General features: G+C 73.3%; 18 protein-coding genes. 9 read left to right on the forward strand and 9 right to left on the reverse strand.

All coding sequences use genetic code 11. The features are described from left to right. Positions 1–38: 38 nt before the first annotated feature. A complete protein-coding gene (locus tag ACZ67Q_RS04530; protein ID WP_471176283.1) occupies positions 39–914 on the forward strand; it encodes a universal stress protein in 876 nt (291 codons plus the stop codon). A gap of 4 nt (positions 915–918) precedes the next feature. Here the strand turns inward: ACZ67Q_RS04530 and ACZ67Q_RS04535 are convergent, their stop codons facing one another. The 3 genes from ACZ67Q_RS04535 to ACZ67Q_RS04545 all read right to left on the reverse strand — a co-directional run bounded on the left by ACZ67Q_RS04535 (position 919) and on the right by ACZ67Q_RS04545 (position 3,723). Next, a complete protein-coding gene (locus ACZ67Q_RS04535) occupies positions 919–2,154 on the reverse strand; it encodes a DUF4032 domain-containing protein (protein WP_471176285.1) in 1,236 nt (411 codons plus the stop codon). A gap of 112 nt (positions 2,155–2,266) precedes the next feature. Then, positions 2,267–3,013, reverse strand: coding sequence for an MBL fold metallo-hydrolase (locus tag ACZ67Q_RS04540; RefSeq protein ID WP_471176288.1), 747 nt, complete (start codon positions 3,011–3,013; stop codon positions 2,267–2,269). 80 nt (positions 3,014–3,093) lie between these two features. Next, the gene (locus tag ACZ67Q_RS04545; protein WP_471176291.1) at positions 3,094–3,723 is read right to left on the reverse strand and encodes an alpha-ketoglutarate-dependent dioxygenase AlkB; all 630 of its coding nucleotides are present in this window, start codon (positions 3,721–3,723) and stop codon (positions 3,094–3,096) included. 129 nt (positions 3,724–3,852) lie between these two features. Here ACZ67Q_RS04545 and ACZ67Q_RS04550 point away from each other — a divergent pair, with 129 nt between their 5' ends. Together ACZ67Q_RS04550 and ACZ67Q_RS04555 are read left to right on the forward strand one after the other, a co-directional pair. Next, entirely contained in the window at positions 3,853–4,482 is a 630-nt protein-coding gene (locus ACZ67Q_RS04550) for a TetR/AcrR family transcriptional regulator (RefSeq protein ID WP_471176293.1), read from the forward strand. A gap of 11 nt (positions 4,483–4,493) precedes the next feature. After that, on the forward strand, positions 4,494–6,167 hold the full coding sequence (locus ACZ67Q_RS04555; protein ID WP_471176295.1) for an FAD-binding dehydrogenase: 1,674 nt from the start codon (positions 4,494–4,496) through the stop codon (positions 6,165–6,167). Between the two features lie 24 nt (positions 6,168–6,191). On the opposite strand, the gene ACZ67Q_RS04560 is transcribed toward ACZ67Q_RS04555, so the two are convergent. Further along, positions 6,192–6,548: a DUF488 domain-containing protein gene (locus ACZ67Q_RS04560; RefSeq protein ID WP_471176297.1), complete on the reverse strand. Its 357-nt coding sequence runs from the start codon at positions 6,546–6,548 to the stop codon at positions 6,192–6,194. 154 nt (positions 6,549–6,702) lie between these two features. Here ACZ67Q_RS04560 and ACZ67Q_RS04565 point away from each other — a divergent pair, with 154 nt between their 5' ends. Together ACZ67Q_RS04565 and ACZ67Q_RS04570 are read left to right on the forward strand one after the other, a co-directional pair. Beyond that, the gene (locus ACZ67Q_RS04565; protein ID WP_471176299.1) at positions 6,703–8,208 is read left to right on the forward strand and encodes a M1 family metallopeptidase; all 1,506 of its coding nucleotides are present in this window, start codon (positions 6,703–6,705) and stop codon (positions 8,206–8,208) included. 502 nt (positions 8,209–8,710) lie between these two features. Continuing rightward, positions 8,711–9,172, forward strand: coding sequence for a DUF6098 family protein (locus ACZ67Q_RS04570; RefSeq protein WP_471176302.1), 462 nt, complete (start codon positions 8,711–8,713; stop codon positions 9,170–9,172). A gap of 186 nt (positions 9,173–9,358) precedes the next feature. Here ACZ67Q_RS04570 and ACZ67Q_RS04575 read toward each other — a convergent pair whose 3' ends face one another. Beyond that, the gene (locus tag ACZ67Q_RS04575; protein WP_471176304.1) at positions 9,359–9,607 is read right to left on the reverse strand and encodes a WhiB family transcriptional regulator; all 249 of its coding nucleotides are present in this window, start codon (positions 9,605–9,607) and stop codon (positions 9,359–9,361) included. Between the two features lie 143 nt (positions 9,608–9,750). Next, a complete protein-coding gene (locus ACZ67Q_RS04580) occupies positions 9,751–10,653 on the reverse strand; it encodes a LysR family transcriptional regulator ArgP (RefSeq protein ID WP_471176307.1) in 903 nt (300 codons plus the stop codon). Between the two features lie 77 nt (positions 10,654–10,730). Between ACZ67Q_RS04580 and ACZ67Q_RS04585 the strand changes: the two genes are divergently transcribed. Together ACZ67Q_RS04585 and ACZ67Q_RS04590 are read left to right on the forward strand one after the other, a co-directional pair. Next, on the forward strand, positions 10,731–11,342 hold the full coding sequence (locus ACZ67Q_RS04585; RefSeq protein ID WP_471176309.1) for a LysE/ArgO family amino acid transporter: 612 nt from the start codon (positions 10,731–10,733) through the stop codon (positions 11,340–11,342). A 90-nt stretch (positions 11,343–11,432) separates the two neighbouring features. Next, entirely contained in the window at positions 11,433–12,737 is a 1,305-nt protein-coding gene (locus ACZ67Q_RS04590) for an MFS transporter (protein WP_471176312.1), read from the forward strand. Between the two features lie 831 nt (positions 12,738–13,568). Here ACZ67Q_RS04590 and ACZ67Q_RS04595 read toward each other — a convergent pair. From ACZ67Q_RS04595 to ACZ67Q_RS04605, 3 genes are all read right to left on the reverse strand, one after another. Further along, positions 13,569–14,018 carry a cyclic nucleotide-binding domain-containing protein gene (locus ACZ67Q_RS04595; protein ID WP_471176315.1) on the reverse strand — a complete coding sequence of 150 codons (450 nt, stop codon included), beginning with the start codon at positions 14,016–14,018 and terminating at the stop codon, positions 13,569–13,571. Between the two features lie 285 nt (positions 14,019–14,303). After that, positions 14,304–15,770, reverse strand: coding sequence for an aminotransferase class I/II-fold pyridoxal phosphate-dependent enzyme (locus ACZ67Q_RS04600; protein WP_471176318.1), 1,467 nt, complete (start codon positions 15,768–15,770; stop codon positions 14,304–14,306). A 51-nt stretch (positions 15,771–15,821) separates the two neighbouring features. Further along, the gene (locus ACZ67Q_RS04605) at positions 15,822–16,049 is read right to left on the reverse strand and encodes a hypothetical protein (RefSeq protein ID WP_471176321.1); all 228 of its coding nucleotides are present in this window, start codon (positions 16,047–16,049) and stop codon (positions 15,822–15,824) included. A 354-nt stretch (positions 16,050–16,403) separates the two neighbouring features. Between ACZ67Q_RS04605 and ACZ67Q_RS04610 the strand changes: the two genes are divergently transcribed. Both ACZ67Q_RS04610 and ACZ67Q_RS04615 read left to right on the forward strand, forming a co-directional pair. Then, positions 16,404–16,838 carry an ATP-binding protein gene (locus tag ACZ67Q_RS04610; RefSeq protein WP_471176323.1) on the forward strand — a complete coding sequence of 145 codons (435 nt, stop codon included), beginning with the start codon at positions 16,404–16,406 and terminating at the stop codon, positions 16,836–16,838. Between the two features lie 206 nt (positions 16,839–17,044). After that, a complete protein-coding gene (locus ACZ67Q_RS04615; RefSeq protein WP_471176326.1) occupies positions 17,045–17,893 on the forward strand; it encodes a SigB/SigF/SigG family RNA polymerase sigma factor in 849 nt (282 codons plus the stop codon). Positions 17,894–18,038 lie beyond the last annotated feature (145 nt).

Genomic DNA, 18,038 nt, shown 5'->3' on the forward strand with positions numbered 1-18,038 from the left:
GGAGACACAAGCGGATTGCGACACGAGGAGGCGGCCGGATGACGGGCCCGATCACGGCAGGGGTCGACGCGACGGACGAGAGCCGCTCCGCGCTGGACTGGGCGGCCCGGGAGGCCGTGCGCCGCTCACTGCCGCTGCGCGTGGTGCACGCCTGGGAGTTCCAGCCGGCCGTGCCGTCCGAGGTGGCGGGCCACGAGGCGCAGCAGGGCTGGGCGGTGCAGGCGCTCGAGGGCGCGGTCCGCGCGGTCACCGAGCGGCACCCGGACCTCGCGGTGACCAGCGACGTGCTGGAGGGCTCGGCGGTACCGACCCTGCTGGAGGCGGCCGCCGCCTCCGAACTGCTGGTGCTGGGCTCGCGCGGGCACGGCCGGCTGATGGGCTTCCTGGTCGGCTCGGTCGGCCAGCAGGTGATCGCCGAAGCCACGCGGCCCGTGGTGCTGGTGCGCGCCGGCGACGAGGCGAGCGCCGAGGCGGCGGGGCGGGACATCGTCGTCGGCCAGCACGGCGAGCCGGAGGACAGCGCCGACGTGCTGCGGTTCGCCTTCGAGACGGCCGCCGCACGCGGCGCCACCGTGCGCGCGGTACGGGCGTGGACGCTGCCGCCGGTGTTCGCCTACAGCCCCGGCTCGCTGAAGCTGCTGGACGACGCGGGCGGTCTGGAGCCGTTCGAGCGCAAGGCCCTCACGGACGCGCTGGAGCCGTGGCGCCGGCGCTTCCCGGACGTGCCGGTCGTCGAGCACGTGGAGATCGGCAGCGCGGGCCAGGTGCTGCTGTCGGTGGCGGACGAGCACGCGCAACTGCTGGTGGTCGGGCGGCGGGCCCACCGCACGGCGGTCGGCGCCCGCATCGGGTCCGTCGCCCATGGGGTGCTGCACCACGCCGGCTGCCCGGTGGCCGTGGTCCCGCACGCGTGAGGCGTCACTGAGGGAGCGTGGGCTCCAGGGTCTCGCGCGCCTTGGGCAGGATCTTCTCGATGTAGTCCTGGACGGCGGTGTCCAGACCGATGTCGTGCTGGGCCCGCTCGGACAGGTACCAGCGGTGCTCCAGCAGCTCGTGGTAGATCTCCGCCGGGTCCATGGTGCCGCGCAGTTCGGGCGGTACGGCCCGCACGGTGGGCCGGAACACGTCCCGCACCCAGCGGTGCGCGAGCACCTCCGGGCGGGTGGAGAGGGGGTCGCCCGGGGCGTGGTCGTCCTGGGTGGCCATCCAGCTCTCCAGGTCGTTCAGCAGCCGCCGCGCCTGGTTCTCCTCGGCGTCGAGGCCGGTGAGCCGCAGCAACTGCCGTTGGTGGTGGCCCGCGTCGACGACCTTCGGCACGAACGTGACGGAGTCGCCGTGGGGGTTGTGCTCGATCTGCATCTCGGCCACGTCGAAACCGAGGTCGTTGAGGCGGCGAATGCGGCGCTCGATGTAGTGGTACTTGCCCGCCGGGTACACCGACGTGCGGGTCAGCTCCCGCCACAGCTCCCCGTAACGGGCGCAGATCTCGGTGCCGAACTCGACCGGGTCCACGGACGGGTGGAGTGCCCCGGACGCCTCCAGGTCCAGCAGCTCGCCGCTGATGTTGACCCGGGCCAGGTCGAGGTCGTAGTCGCGCTGGCCGGGGCTGAGCCGCTGGTGCAGCTCGCCGGTCTCGGCGTCCACGAGATAGGCGGCGTACGCGCCCGCGTCCCGCCGGAAGAGCGTGTTGGACAGCGAGCAGTCTCCCCACGCGAACCCGGCCAGGTGCAGCCGGACCAGCAGCACCGCGAGCGCGTCCATGAGGCGGTGCATGGTCGCCGGCCGCATCGTCGTCTCGAACATCGACCGGTACGGCAGGGAGCCGCGCAGGTGGCGCGTGATCAGCACCGGCTCCAGCGGTGCGCCGGAGGCATCGGTGCGCCCGGTGACCACGCCGAGCGCGTCCACGGCGGGGATGGCGAGCCGGTCCAGGTCGCGCAGCAGCTCGTACTCGCGCAGCGCGGGCCGCTCGGCCAGCTCCTTGACGGCGATGACCTCGTCGCCGGCGCGGGCGTAGCGGACGACGTGCCGGGAGATGCCGCGCGGGAGTGGCACGAGGAACTCCTCGGGCCACTCCTCGAGCGGCAGCTGCCACGGAAGTTCGAGCAGGAGCGCGGGGTGCTCGGGGTTGGTGGCGCTGATCTGCAAAGCCATGGGCAGAGCCTAAGCGGAGGTGCAGCGCCGTGTGGACGGCTGTGCAGGGCCCTGCGGACGGCTGGGCAGCCGCCCGAGCGTTGCGGCCGGCCGGCAGCGCAGTGTGGGCCGCCTAGGCGGCCCGTTCCCATGCCTGCTGGGCGGCCGCCGCCGTGCCGCCCCGGTGCACCGGCCCGTGGCCCGGCAGCAGGACGTCGGCCTCCAGACCCTTGATGATCTCCAGGGAGGCCACCGCTCGGGCCCGCTCGTGGTGGAACATGTCCGGCAGCAGCTGCGGTCCCGTCGCACGCGAGGTGGGGTGGCCGCTGACCAGCGCGTCCCCGGAGATCAGCACACCGGTCCCGGGCAGGTGGAAGACGCAGTGCCCGTCGGTGTGACCCGGCGTGTGCACGGGCACGGGGCGGCCTGGCAGGTCCAGCGCACCGGTGCCGGGGAAGGCCGCGGGAGCGGTGACCGGGTGCTGTTCGGTGCCGCCGGAGCGCAGCGCGTGCACCATCCACGGCAGCACGCCGGGCCGCCAGGCGTTGCGCAGCACCTCGCCGACGGTGACCTGCTGGAGGAAGTCCCGGCGGGCGTGGGGCACTTCGGCCTCGTGCAAGTAGACCGGTGTGCCGTGGGCGGTCCGCAGGTATTCGGCCGAACCCAGGTGGTCGTTGTGCGCGTGCGTGATCAGCACGGCCGCCACCGCCTCCGGTGAACTGCCGACCTGGGCCAGGGAGTCCAGCACCAGCTGGCGGTCCCCGGGATAGCCCGTGTCGACGAGTGTCACGTCGTCGCCGTCCGTGAGGATCACCCAGTTGGTGTTGGAGCCGTGCACCAGGTAGGTGCCGTCGGCGACTTGGCGTACGTCCGCTCGCATGTGTCGTCCCCCGTGTGAGGTCGCTGGCCGTCGGCGCACAGCAAAGCAGATCATGGGGACGGCGGGGAGACCGGGCCGCCTCAGCGGACGCCGTGCGGGCGGAACTGGATGCTGATGCGCGGTCCCGTGGCCCGGGTGGTCTTGGGGATGCAGTGCTCCCAGGTCCGCTGGCAGGAGCCGCCCATCACGATCAGGTCGCCGTGGCCCAGGGGGCGGCGGACCGCGGCGCCGCCGCCGTGCACCGGACGCAGCAGCAGGTCGCGGGGGGCGCCCACGGACAGGATCGCGACCATCGTGTCCTCCCGCGAACCCCGGCCGATCCGGTCGCCGTGCCAGGCGACGCTGTCGCGGCCGTCGCGGTAGAAGCACAGGCCGGCGGTCGTGAACGGCTCGCCCAGCTCCTCGAGGTAGTGGGCGGACAGCCGGTCGCGGGCCTCGGTGAGCACCGGGTGGGGGAGCGGGTCGTCCGCGCCGTAGAACGACAGCAGCCGGGGGACGTCGACGACCTGGTCGTACATCTTGCGGCGCTCCGCGCGCCAGGGGACCTCGGCCGCGAGCTGCTCGAACAGGGCGTCCGCGCCGGTCAGCCAGCCCGGCAGCACGTCGATCCACGCGCCGGAACCCAGCTCGGTGCGCCGGATCCCGTCGAGGGAGCCGAGGCGCAGCTCGTCGGTCTGGTCGAACAGGGAGCCCTGGAGGTGCGTGGCCATGGCTTCAGCGTAACCCTGAATCGAAAATATGTTCCATGTGAGCGCCGGCTCGGCGCCGAACCTTTCGATACATCGATGTATCCGATACATTCACGTATCGAACCGGGCGCGTATCGAACGGAGGCGGCGGTGGCGACGGACGGCACGGCCCCGCGGGTCACCCGGCGGCGGGTGCGCACGCGGGCCAACCTCCTGGACGCGGCCTTCGCCGTGTTCGCCGCCAAGGGCTTCGGGCGGGTCTCCATCGAGGAGGTCTGCGAGGCCGCCGGCTACAGCCGCGGCGCCTTCTACTCCAACTTCTCCAGCCTCGACGAGCTCTTCTTCGCGCTGTACGAGCAGCGCGCCGACCTGATCGCCGAGCAGGTCGCGGGCGCCCTCGCCCAGGACGGTCCCGACCTCGACGTGACCGCCTCGGTCGACCGGGTCACCGAGGTGCTCCTGCTCGACGTGGACTGGCTGCTGGTCAAGACCGACTTCCTGGTGCACGCCGCCCGTGCCCCGCAGGTCGCCCGCACCCTGCTCGAACACCGCGCGCGGCTGCGGCGGGCCATCGCCGACCGGCTGGCCCGCGCCACCGCGCACACCGCTCTGCCCGCCCCCCTCGGCGACGCCGACGGCGCCGCACACGCCGTGGTCGCCGCCTACGACGGCGTCACCACCCAACTGCTGCTGGACAAGGACGTCGAGCACGCCCGCGCCTGGCTCAAGCAACTCCTCACCGCGCTGCTCACGGACGGCAGCGCGCCCCCCCGACCCTGAAGGGAACGCGGATGGACGCGGACGTCATCGTCGTCGGAGCCGGACTCGCCGGCCTGGTCGCGGCGCACGAACTGACCAGCAGGGGCAGGCGCGTCGCCCTCGTCGACCAGGAGAACGCGGCCAACCTCGGCGGGCAGGCCTTCTGGTCCTTCGGCGGACTGTTCCTCGTCGACACCCCGGAGCAGCGGCGCCTCGGCATCAAGGACTCCTTCGACCTCGCCTGGAACGACTGGCAGGGCAGCGCGGCATTCGACCGGCTCGCCGACGAGGACTCCTGGGCGGTGCGCTGGGCACGCGCCTACGTCGAGTGGGCGGCGGGGGAGAAGCGGTCCTGGCTCACCGGCCACGGCATCGACCTGCTGCCCACGGTCGGCTGGGCCGAGCGTGGCGACCTGCGCGCCGACGGCCACGGCAACTCCGTGCCCCGCTTCCACATCGCCTGGGGCACCGGCACCGGCGTGGTGGAGCCGTTCGCCGACCACGCCGAGCAGGCCGCGCGCGACGGGCTGCTCACCTTCCACCACCGCCACCGCGTCGACGAACTCGTCATCGAGGGCGGTGCGGCCCGCGGCGTGCGCGGCAAGCTGCTCGCCGACGACGACGCGCCGCGCGGTGTCGCCTCCAACCGCGACGAGACGGGTGACTTCGAGCTCACCGCCCAGGCCGTGATCGTCACCACCGGCGGCATCGGCGCCAATCACGACATCGTGCGCCGCTACTGGCCCGAGCGGCTCGGCACCCCGCCCGCCGAGATGGTCACCGGCGTGCCCGCCTACGTCGACGGCCGCATGCTCGACATCAGCGCCGAGGCCGGGGTGCGGCTGGTCAACCGCGACCGCATGTGGCACTACACCGAGGGCCTGCGGAACTGGAGCCCGATCTGGCCCGGTCACGGCATCCGCATCCTGCCCGGCCCGTCCTCGCTGTGGTTCGACGCACTCGGCCGCCGTCTGCCGGACCCCTGCCTGCCCGGCTACGACACCCTCAGCACCCTGAAGCACTTGCGTACCACCGAGGACATCGCCGGGTACGACCACTCCTGGTTCATCCTCACCCGGAAGATCGTCGAGAAGGAGTTCGCGCTGTCGGGCTCCGAGCAGAACCCGGACATCACCGCCAAGGACAAGGGCGCCGTGCTGCGCGACCGCCTGCTCGGCAAGGGCGCGCCCGGCCCGGTCGCCGACTTCCTGCGGCACGGCGCGGACTTCGTCGTCGCCGACACGCTGGAGCGGCTGGTGGAGAAGATGAACGCCTCCACCGACAAGCCGCTGCTCGACGCCGGAACGATCCGCCGCCAGATCGAGGCCCGCGACCTGCAGATCGCCAACCCCTACAGCAAGGACGCCCAGGTACAGGGCATCCGCAACGCCCGCCGGTACATCGGTGACCGCCTCGGCCGCGTCGCCACCCCGCACCGCGTCCTCGACCCGGCGGCCGGCCCGCTGATCGGCGTCAAGCTGCACATCCTGACCCGCAAGACCCTCGGCGGCATCCAGACCGACCTCGACTCGCGCGCCCTCGGCCTGGACGGCACGCCGATCGACGGACTGTACGCGGCCGGTGAGGTGGCCGGCTTCGGCGGCGGAGGCGTCCACGGCTACAACGCGCTGGAGGGCACGTTCCTCGGCGGCTGCCTGTTCTCGGGGCGCGCGGCGGGGCGGGCTGCGGCCGTGCAGACCGCGTGACGACGGGGGTGACACGCCCGAGCGCTACCGCTTTCCCTTCAGCAGCCCGAGCAGCACCGCCGCGTGGGACTCGCCGGGCGCCTTCGAGGCGGTCAGCAGCGTGACCCGCCCGCGGCGGGTCAACGTGCGGAGGTGGTCGAGGAGTTCGGCCGCCTCCGGCTCCGCCAGCTCCGTCTCGTAACGCTGCCGGAACTCCTCGTAGGAGCCCTCGCCCGCGTGGTACCAGCGGCGCAGCTCGGTCGACGGGGTCAGCCCCTTGGGCCACTCGTCCACGTGCGCGGCGTCCTTGGCCAGGCCGCGCGGCCACAGCCGGTCGACCAGGACGCGGACGCCGTCGTCCGGCTCCGGGGGGTCGTACACGCGACGCACGCGGACGCTCATCGGCGGGCCTTTCTGCGGGGGCGGTCGCTGCGAGCGTAATGCGGGCCGCCCGCACGACGCGGTACGACGTGGCCTGAAACGAGGGGCGACCGGGCGGCCCGCGCCTCCTACGCTGAGGCCCGGTTGATCACCCGGCACCCCACAAGGAGCGCACGTGAGCCGATCCCGGCAGCCCGCCAGACGCACCACCGTCCTCAGCCGATCCCGGCAGCAGTCGGCCGGACGCACCGCCTTCCTCAGCCGATCCCCGCAGCAGTCCGCCGGACGCACCGCCTCCCGAAGCCGCACCGCGGTCCTCGCCACCGTCCCCGTCGCGCTCGCCGCCCTCCTCGCCACCGCCACGCCCGCCGCGGCCGGCACGACGGGGACCGCGGGGGTCGGCGACCCCTACTTCCCGCTGGCCGGCAACGGCGGCTACCACGTGAGCCACTACGATCTGACGCTGCGTTACGACATCCGCGCCCGCCACCTCGACGGCCGTGCGGTTCTCTCCGCACGCGCCACGCAGCCCCTGACCCGGTTCGACCTCGACCTGACCGGCCTGAAGGTCACCGGCGTCACCGTCGACCACGCCCGCGCCGCCTACCGGCGCGACGGCCAGGAACTCGTCGTCATGCCGCGCCACGCCCTGCGCGCCGGGCAGCGCTTCCGAGTCACCGTCACCTACGACGGCGTCCCGAAGCCGGTCACCGACCCGGACGGATCCCCCGACGGCTGGATCCCCACGGACGACGGGGCGTTCGTCGCCGGGGAACCGCAGGGCGCCATGACGTGGTTCCCGGCCAACAACCACCCCCTGGACAAGGCGTCGTACGACTTCACCCTCACCGTGCCCGAGGGGCGCACCGCCGTCGCCAACGGTGTCCTGCTCGGCACCCGCACCGCCCGCGGCGCCACCACCTTCCGCTGGCATCAGGCCGAGCCCATGGCCGCCTACCTGGCCACCGCCACCATCGGCGCGTTCAAAGTGCGGCAGTACACCACCCGCGACGGCATCCGCGTCTACGACGCCGTCGACCCGAGGGAGGCCGGCGCCGCCGAGCCCGTGCTGAAGCAACTGCCCGCCGTCCTCGCCTGGGAGAGCGGAGTCTTCGGGCCGTACCCCTTCCGGGCCGCGGGCTCGATCGTCGACCACGCGCCGGGCGTCGGCTACGCGCTGGAGACACAGACACGGCCCGTCTACGACTCCGCGCCCGACGTCGACACCCTCGTGCACGAGACGGCCCACCAGTGGTTCGGCGACTCCGTCTCGCTCACCAGCTGGAAGGACATCTGGCTCAACGAGGGCTTCGCGACCTACGCGTCCTGGCTCTACGACGAGCAGCACGGCGGCCCGAGCGCCCAGCAGACGTTCGACTCGCTCTACGCCCGCCCGGCGAGCGACGCGCTGTGGGCGTACCCGCCCGCCGACCCCGGCAGCGGCGCCCGCATCTTCGGCACCCCCGTCTACGCCCGCGGCGCCATGGCCCTGCAGGCCCTGCGCCGGGCCGTCGGAGACCGCGCCTTCCGGTCCGTCCTGCGCGCCTGGGCGGCCGAGCACCGGTACGGCCACGGCACGACGGCCGGCTTCGTCGCCCTCACCGACCGCCTGACCGGCAAGAACGTGGACGCCCTGCTCCACACCTGGCTCTACGCCCCCGGCAAACCGGCCCGGCCCTAGTACCGCTGGAGGCGGCAGCCGACGCGAGCGGTACCGGCGCGGTCGTCCACGCCGCGTCGATGCCGCGGTCGCAGAGGCCGCCGCCCTCCTCGTGGCCCTGGCGGCGCACGGCGGCGGACATGCGCCGACGTACGGCTTCGGTTCAGCGGCTCACATTGGCGATCATGCGGTGCGGCCACGTGAGTGCGATGACGTAGTCCCCGCGGGAGACACCGTGGTGGATCCGGCGGCGGATGCGGGGAGAGGCTGCCGCGAGCCGGGCCCGGGCCCGCCTTCCAAGACGCCCTGGCGCTCATCGGCGCCGGTCAGGGCGCTTTCGTCCGTGCCGCTCACGAGGCTGCCGGGCGCGATCACCTCGAGACGATCACCGCCGACTTCGGCATGTGACGGCAGGACGACGGCGCCGCAGGCACCCCTGCTGGTGAGCGCGGCGACCTCCCCGGTTTCCCGTGCGTCCCACGGGTACTCCGTCGGCCTGAACGGCTTACAGGGAGGTCCTGCCATGCACGAAGGGGACGACCTGCCGGTCGTGCGCTCGCTCGCCGAACTCACCGGTCTGGTGGACGGCAACCGGCGGCTGTACGTCCGCTGGTCCAAGGGGCCGGAGACCGACCTCGGCAAGGTCTCCAGCACCGACGAGCTCACGGGCGTCCCCATGCCGGGCCTGTCCGCCAACCCGCTCGACGTGGAGGAGTGGTGGGAGGGCCGCCCGCTCCGGCTCTGGGTCGCGCGCCGGCTGTACGACTACGCTCATCTGCCGCACGAGAAGGGGCCCGGCATCCGGCCCTGGGTGCTGCAGGGGCACGAGACGGGACGAGGTCCGGACAACGAGCCGTTGGTCGTCGAGGTCCAGCCGATGTGCTGGATCGACCCGGCCGTGATCGACGAGGCCCGCGCCGAGGTGGACAGGCAGCACCACGACTGGGGGCCGCTGGACCGCACCGGCCGCGGCCGGGCTTCCTGACCGGAGCCGGCGGGACGTGACCGGAGCCGGAGGCGTGGCCGGGGGGACGTGACCGGGGCGGGGCGTCCGCGGGCAGGGGCGCCCCGCCGCAGTCGTGCGGACGCCGCCCGTGGTCCCGACCGGGAGCCTGGGCGGCCGCCGCGAGCGGTGCCGACGGGAAGCCGGGGCGGCCGCCCGGTCGGTCGCCTAACCGGACCTGCGGCTGCCCGCCCGGCGCCGCAGCCTCCGGCGTTCCGTCTCGCTGGTGCCGCCCCACACGCCGATCGTCTGGTCGCTGTCGAGCGCGAACCGCAGGCACGGCTCCTGGACCGGGCAGCCCCGGCACACCGCCTTCGCCTGCTCGGTCTGGACCAGCGACGGCCCGGTGGATCCGATCGGGAAGAAGAGGTCGGGGTCCTCGTGGCGGCATGCGGCGTGCTCTCGCCAGTTGTGCATCAGAAGTCACCTTCGATTGCATCGTTGGGTCGCGTGGGCTTGCGGTTGATTCACTCGCCTTCGGGTCACCTGTCGATGCTGGGGTGAAACACCCCATTATTCCTCGCCTGTTGGGGACGGCTACCCCGACGGGGTACCGCAGATCAGCCGCGCAGCGCCTCGGCGGCCGTCTCCGCCACCGCGTCGGCGACCGTGGCCAGTGCGGGAGAGTCCAGCCGCCACTGCTGCCAGTACAGCGCGACGTCCACCACCTGCTGCGGTGCCAGCTCCACCAGGCGCCCCGCGCGCAGCAGCGGCTCGGCCTGCGCCTCGGGCAGCATGCCCCAGCCGAGCCCGGCGGAGACCGACTCGGCGAACCCCTCCGACGTGGGCACGTGGTGCCGCAGCGCGCTCGCCGCGCCACGGCCGCCGCGCAACTGCCGTACGAATCCGTCCTGGAAGTCGTCGCGCCGGTCGAAGACGATCACCGGCGCCTCGGTGAGGACGTCGTGCAGCGGACCGTGCGTCAGATACCGTGCGGCGAACTCGGGGGCCGCCACCGGCAGATAGCGCATCCGGCCGAGGAACCGCACCGAGCAGCCGGGCACGGCGTCGGGGGAGGACGTCACCGCCGCCATCACCAGGCCCTCGCGCAGCAGCGCCGCCGTGTGGTCCTCGTCCTCGCGGCGCAGCTCGAAACAGAGCCGCAGTTCCTCGGGCACCCGGGTGAGTGCGCCCAGGAACCAGGTGGCCAGCGAGTCCGCGTTCACCGCCACCGGCACCCGCACCGGCTCCCCGGCGCCGCTGAGGCCCAGCTCGGCGTGGGCGTCCCGCTCCAGCCGGGCCACCTGCCGGGCGAGCCGTACGAGCACCGCACCCGACTCGGTGGGCCGCACCGGTTTGGTGCGCAGCAGCAGGACGCGCCCGGTGCGCTGTTCGAGGGCCTTGACCCGCTGGCTGACCGCCGAGGGCGTCACGTGCAGGGCGGCCGCCGCCGCGTCGAACGTGCCCTCGTCCACCACCGCGAGCAGCGTGCGCACCTGGTCGAGGGGAAGCTCCCCGGTCATCGCATCATCACGACAGCTAATGATACGTAAGAATCTTTAGCTGTACGCGGAGTGATCGCTTCCGTAGCGTCGAGGGCATGTCCAGCTCTCTCACCGCCGCCGCCGCGGGTTTCGGCACCGGCCTGTCGCTCATCGTCGCCATCGGCGCCCAGAACGCCTTCGTCCTGCGCCAGGGGATCCGCCGCGACGCGGTCCTCGCCGTCGTCGGCATCTGCGCCCTGTCGGACGCGCTCCTCATCGCCCTGGGGGTGGGCGGTGTGGGCGCCGTGGTGGTGGCCTGGCCGGGCGCGCTGACGGCGGTCGGCTGGATCGGCGGCGCGTTCCTGCTGTGCTACGGCCTCCTCGCCGCCCGGCGGGTGCTGAAGCCGGGGGCGCTCCGGGCGGAGGGGGAGGCGGCGGGCTCACGCCGTCGCGCGGTGCTCACCTGTCTGGCGATGACCTGGCTCAACCCGCACGTCTACCTCGACACCGTCTTCCTGCTCGGTTCGATCGCCGCCGACCGCGGGCCGCTGCGCTGGACCTTCGGCCTCGGAGCCGCACTCGCCAGCCTGTGCTGGTTCAGCGCCCTCGGCTTCGGCGCCCGCCTCCTCAGCCGCCACCTCGCCCGCCCGGCGGCCTGGCGCGTCCTGGACGCCCTCGTCGCCGTCACGATGCTCACCCTGGGGGTGTCCCTGATCGTCGGCAGCTGACCGGTCGCCGGTCATCCGGCCGGGCGCACAGCCGGTGCTGCGATAGTGAACCCTGGCAACAAAAAGATGTAGCGAGCATCCAGGGAACCCGTGGACACCAGCGACAGCACCACCGAAGCGAAGGACGAGCAGCGCACGGCGGCCCCCGGGCCGGGGGTGCGCACGGGCTGGCGCCGATGGGCGATGGACACCCGTCCCCTGCGCCGTCCGGCCTACCGGCGACTGTGGTCCTCGACCATCGTCACGGCCGTCGGCAGCCAGCTCACCGCCGTCGCCGTGCCCAAGCAGATCTACGACATCACCGGTTCCTCGGCGTGGGTCGGCTACGCCAGCCTCGCCGGCCTGGTGCCGATGGTGGTGTTCGCGCTGTGGGGCGGCGCGGTCGCCGACACCGTGGACCGGCGCCGGCTGCTGCTGATCACCAACACCGGTATCGCCGTCACCTCGGTGCTGTTCTGGGTGCAGGCCGCCGTCGGACTGGACTCGGTGGCCGCGCTGATGGTGCTGCTCGCGCTCCAGCAGGCGTTCTTCGGCCTCAACTCGCCCGCCCGCAACGCCTCCATCGCGCGTCTCGTCCCCGCCGAGGAGCTGCCCGCCGCCAACGCGCTCGGTTCGACGGTCATGCAGACCGGTCTGATCGCCGGGCCGCTGCTCGCAGGCGCGCTGATCCCCGTCATCGGCCTGCCCGAGCTGTACCTCGTCGACGCCCTCGCGCTGTGCGTCACGCTGTGGGCGGTGTTCAGGCTTCCGCCGCTTCCGCCGCTCGGGCAGGCCGCGGCCCGGCGCGCGGGCGTGCGGCAGATAGCGGAGGGCTTCCGCTACATCTCCGGGCACAAGGTGCTGCTGCTGTCCTTCCTCGCCGACATCGTGGCGATGGTCCTCGGCATGCCCCGTGCCCTGTTCCCGCAGCTCGCCGCCCAGACCTACGCTTCCTACGGCGAGGGGCTCGCCCTCGGCCTGCTGTTCGCCGCGATCCCGGTGGGCGCGGTGCTCGGCGGGCTGTTCTCCGGCACGTTCTCCCGCGCCCGCCGGCACGGCTGGATGGTGATCGGCTCGGTCGTCGCCTGGGGCGCGGCGATCACCGGCTTCGGGCTGAGCGGCAACCTGTGGCTCGCGGTGCTGTTCCTGGCGGCGGCCGGGCTCGCCGACATGATCTCCATGGTCTTCCGCGGGGCGATCCTGCTCTCCGCCGCCACCGACGAGATGCGCGGCCGGATGCAGGGCGTGTTCACGGTCGTGGTCGCGGGCGGCCCGCGCCTGGCCGACGTCCTGCACGGCACGGCGGGCTCGGCCTTCGGGCCCCGCACGGCGGTGGCGGGCGGCGGCCTGCTCGTCGTCACGGTCATGCTCCTGCTGGCCACGACGATGCCGGCGCTGCGGCGTTACCGGATCTGACCCCCGAGGACCGCGCCCAGCGGCACCGGTCCGGCGGCGGGACGCAGGACGGGGCCCGGCCCGGCGCACGTCGCGCGGGGCGCGGCGCCGGGAGCCGGCCACCATGGGACGAACGGCAGGCACGGTTCGGGCCCCGAGTCGGCCACAGCCCGAGCCGACCGATACCGGCCCGGCTGCCGCGGGCCGGCGGGGTCGGGTCGAGCCCGGCGCGGGTCCATGGCATCTTGGGGCCGGGGCCGGGGCCGGGACAGGCCACCGCCGGGCCACACGCAAGACGCGGCCCGTGCCCGGAGCCGGCCACCGGGCCATCGCCGGATCACACGGCAGGCATGGCCCCGGTCCGGGGTCGGCCACCGCCCGGGCCGAACGACACGCATGGCTCGGGCGGTCACCCGAAGCCGACCACGGCGGCCGGGACACGCATGGCTCGGGCGCTGACCCGGATTCGGCCACGGCGGCCGCGACACGCATGGTCTGGGCGGTAGCCCGGATCCGGCCACGGCGGGCGCACGGCTCGGATGGCCTGGGCCCGGAGTCCGCCACCGGGCCGCACGGCAGCCACGGCCTGGGCCCGGAGTCGGCCACCACCCGGCCGCACGGCACGGCCGCCCTGGGCTCGCAGCCGGCCACCGCCCTGGACGCCGGGGCGGCCCGACCGCACCCGGCTCGCAGGGCCCGACCGCACCTACGCACCAATGGCCCGACCGCACCCGTGCGGCATCGGTCCGGCCGGACCCCGGCCGGACCCCGGCCCGCGCGCGTCGCGCGGACCCGGTCGCAGGCAGGACCGGTCGCGGCAGGAGGGAGGCGGGATCGCCCCCCGCCCGCGCCCTACCGCGAGCGCCGCATGGAGTACTGCTCCATCAGCTTGTTGCGGGTCGTCTCCAGCCGGTGGGCCAGGATCTCGGCGACGATGCGCATGAGCGACAAGCCGAGGGCTGGTTCCTCCTCGCACAGCCGCAGCACCGGCTGCGCGTGGAACTCGTAGGCACGCACCGGGCTGAAGGCCTCCGCGCCGAAATCCCACTGGTACGGCGGGAAAAGCCAGGACCAGCCGAGCAGGTCGCCCGCGCCCAGGGAGGCGACGGTGACCCGCTGGATCGACGTCACCTGCTGGGTCAGGGAGACCGATCCCGAGCGGATGACCCAGAAGCGGTCGGCCCGTCCGCCCGCCTCGAAGATGTGGGTGTCCTCGGGGAAGGACACCTCATGGGCGAGTTCCATGAGGTGCCGACGCTGGGGCGGGGGCAGAGCGGTCAGGAGTTTCGTCGCTTTGGTCATGAGGCGGGGCTCCTCGCCGGCGATGGTTCCGGTGCTTTCCCTACGCCCATTTCAGCCGCTGCCGGGCCGACAGGCACCTCGGCGGACGGCGTAGTTCCACGGCACGATCGGCGGACGCGCGGTGCGCGGGCATGAAGAAGCCCTGGCTGGACGGGGGAAACCAGCCAGGGCCGTAAAGGGTGGTGTACGGAGGACTGCGAGGGTCGACCCCGTCACCACGTATGGATGAACCGTAAACCATCTCGGGCGGAGATGCCCAGCCGAAACCCGGTCACGTGACCCGTTTCACTTCACCACCCGGACCGTCTCCAGCTCCGGGTCACCGGGATCGGGCAGGTACATCCCCGCCGTCAGTCCCGTGCGCAGATAGCGCAGCACCGGCTCGGTCAGCCGCTCGCCGGGCAGCACCGCCGGGATGCCGGGCGGGTACGGCGTGATCATCTCGGCCGCGATGCGTCCCACCGCCTCGGCGACCGGCACATCCTCGGCGGCCCCGAAGAACGCGTCACGCGGCAGCGCCACCTGCTCCAGCCGCAGCTCACCCGGCGACGGCACGTCCACCCGGGGCGCGTCCCGCAGCTCCGGCGCGACCCGCGCCAGTTCCTTGAGTGCGGAAAGCAGTTCCCCGGTCGTCGTGCGGTCGTCCCCGTGCGTGATCTGCGCGCCGATCCGCCGGTGGTCGACCAGATGCATCTCCACCTCACGGTGCTCGCGCAGCCAGTCCGCCGCCCGGTAGCCGGTGACACCGAGCTCCGCGATGTCGATGATCGTCGGCAGCGGGTCGAAGTCGACGGCCAGACCGGGGCCGCAGAAGTCGTCCCGGTCGTTGACGTGCAGCCCGTCGATCTCCTCGATTGCCTCGCGTACCTCGGCGGCCAGCTCCAGCGCGCCGCCCATGAGTTCCCGGCCGCGCAGCGCCATCTGCCGCCGCCAGCCGTCCAGGCCCGCGTAGATCAGCACCGACGGACTGGTGGTGCCCAGCAGGTCCGAGCGGTTCTTCAGCAGCTGCGGCGGTACGAGATCGCCCTGCACATGGAAGACCGAGCCCTGCTCCAGACCGCTGCCCATCTTGTGGATGCTCGTCACGCAGATGTCGGCGCCCGCGTCCATCGCCCAGGACGGCAGATCCGGATGGAAGGGGAGGTGGGCGCCCCACGCCTCGTCCACGATCAGCGGCACGCCCCGGTCGTGACACACCTGTGCGATCCCGCGCAGGTCCGCGCAGGCGCCGTACGGAGTCGGCGAGGTCACCAGCGCCCCCTTGGCGTCCGGATGCGCCGCGAAGGCCCGGGCGAAGTCCTCGGCTCCCGGCGGGTGCGCCAGATGCCGCTCGGCGTCCCAGCGCGGCTCCACCCACACCGGCTCGACCCCGGACAGGACCAGCCCCGACACCACCGACTTGTGCGCGTCCCGCCCGATCAGGAGCTTCTCGTGCGGCCCCGCCACCGACAGCATGGCGGCCTTCACGGACAGGGAACTGCCGCAGGTGGTGAAAAACGTGTGCTCGGCGTGCACGGCGTCGGCCATCAACTTCTCGGCCCGCTCCAGCACCTGCCCGCGGGTCAGCCGGTCGTCCAGACCGCCGGCCGCCAGGACGTCACCGAGGAACACCGCGTCTCCCAGCACCTCCCGTACGGCCGGATCGGCGCCGCGGGCCTGCTTGTGGCCCGGCGGGGTGAACGACAGACGGCCCCGGCGACGGTAGTCGACCAGGGCGTCCAGAACGGGTGCTCGCGTGTGATCAGCTGACATGGGCGCCGGGTTCCCCGCACCCGTGGCGGGCAACCCGGCCCACCCGGGTGATCAGTCCGGTTTCGCGTGCGCGCCGGGTGTGACGATCTCGTCCAGCACCCGCAGCACCACCTCGTACGCCACACTGCGCACCGCGGCCTCCGAGGCCCCGCTCTCCGCGTCCTCTCGTCCTTCCGCTTTCTCGCTGCGGGCCCGCCAGCCGCGCGCCTCCTCGGCGGCGCAGGCCCGGGCGCGCTGGATCCGTCGCAACAGCTCGTCTGAGTCCACGACATCGGTCATGCCGTCCGACTACCCCGGCCGCACGCGTCAATGACGGAGCATGGCCACCCGCGTCATTGGCAGAGACCTGCCACCCGCGTCATTGGCAGAGCCCTGCTACCTCCGTCATGGACGGAGCATGCCCGAAACGCCAGGTTTGCCGCGGCCAGGAGAGGTGAGCCGGACTACAAGGGTCCATGCACCCCGCGGACGCCGGGGATCCCCGGGCGGTGCCACGGCCCCTGCCGACCCGATCGGCCGATGCCGGTCGGTGCACGCGGCGCCGAGCCGCCGGGCCCCCTGACCCGCCCGGCCCGGCGAGCGCGCCGGTCTTTTCCCCGAACGCGCCAGGGACCACTGTGAGGGAGCGAGAGGATGAGCGCGGAGTACGCCATCGAACCCCTGGAGACAGGGGGCTGCGAGCAGTGCGGAACCTGCTGCCCGGCCGACGTCCGCGCGGCCGTGCGCCGCGCCGTCGACCGGGGCTGCCGGGCCACGGGAGTCCACTGCGACGAGGAATCGCTCTCGGACGCGCTGCTCGTCGCCTCGGAGCTGACGTCCAACGCCATCCTGCACGGCGGCGGGGTCACCGACTACGCCGTGGACCTGGTGTCCGGGGGAGTGCGGGTGTCCGTGTGTGACCGCAGCAGGCGGCTGCCGGTGACGACGGCACCCATCGGCACCGACGGGCGGCGCAGGGTCGGCGGCCGCGGCTGGCCGATCGTGTGCCGGCTCGCCCGAGACGTCAACGTCACCGACCTGCCCGCGGGCGGGAAGCGGATCACGGCCGAGGTGCCCGTCTTCCCGTGACCTTCTCCCGACGACTTCCCGCAGCTCACCTCGTCGGCCGTGTTTGCTGCCGGAGAGGAGGGGCACACGCATTTTCGTGCTTCGGACCGGAGGCGCGTCAGCGGGAGCGGTAGTGGCTGCCCAGGTGCCTGACGGCGAACCGGACGGCACCACCACCCCTCCCGCGGTAAGTCCCTGAGATCACCTGTCAGGAGCGAATCCGCATCATGCTGAGCGACATGTCGACAAGCCGACCCGGCACGGACGTCCGACCCACCACCTCCCCGGGGCGGTCCCACGACGACGCCCCCGACACCGTGGAGGCGTTCGCCCGTCTCGCCGCGCTGGAGGACGGCCCCGAGCGCGAGGCCCTGCGCGACGAGCTCGTCACCGCCTGGCTGCCCATGGCCCACCGCATCGCCGGCCGCTTCCGCGACCGCGGCGAGTCGCTGGAGGACCTGCGCCAGGTGGCCGCGCTGGGCCTGGTGAAGGCCATCGACCGCTACGACCCGAGCCGCGGCGCCTTCGAGAGCTACGCCGTGCCGACCATCACCGGCGAGGTCAAGCGGCACTTCCGCGACCGGATGTGGGCGCTGCGCGTTCCCCGCCGGGTGCAGGAGCTGCGCAACAAGGTGCGGCTCGCCCGCCGCGACCTCACCCAGAGCCCCGGATCCCCCGAGCCCTCCGTCGCCGACATCGCCGCCCACACCGGACTGACCGAGGACGAGGTCAACGCCGGTCTCGAGGCCCTGGACAGCTTCAGCACGCTGTCCCTGGACGCCGAGGTGTCGGCCGACGACGACGGCTACAGCCTCGCGGACACCCTCGGCGCACCGGACGGCTCCTACGACATCGTCATCGACCGCGAGTCCGCCAAGGAGGGTCTGCGCCATCTGCCGGAACGTGAACGCGCCATCCTCTACATGCGCTTCTTCGAGGACATGACCCAGAGCCGTATCGCCGACTGCCTCGGCATCTCCCAGATGCACGTCTCGCGGCTGATCAGCCGCAGCTGCGCCCGGGTCCGCGAGGAGGCCATGGGCCGCCGCTCCGGCCGCCCGGGCTCCCCCCGCTGAGACACCGCCGCACACCGACGACGCCGTACGCCTTCCAGGCCCCGCAGCACGCCACGCGGGACCTGGGAGGCGTACGGCGTTTCAGGTGCCGGACCCCGGGGGGCGGACCCGGACCGCGCGGTGTGTTCACGGCAGCACGGGGCAT

It is taken from the genome of Streptomyces sp. NPDC036813, assembly GCF_055609245.1.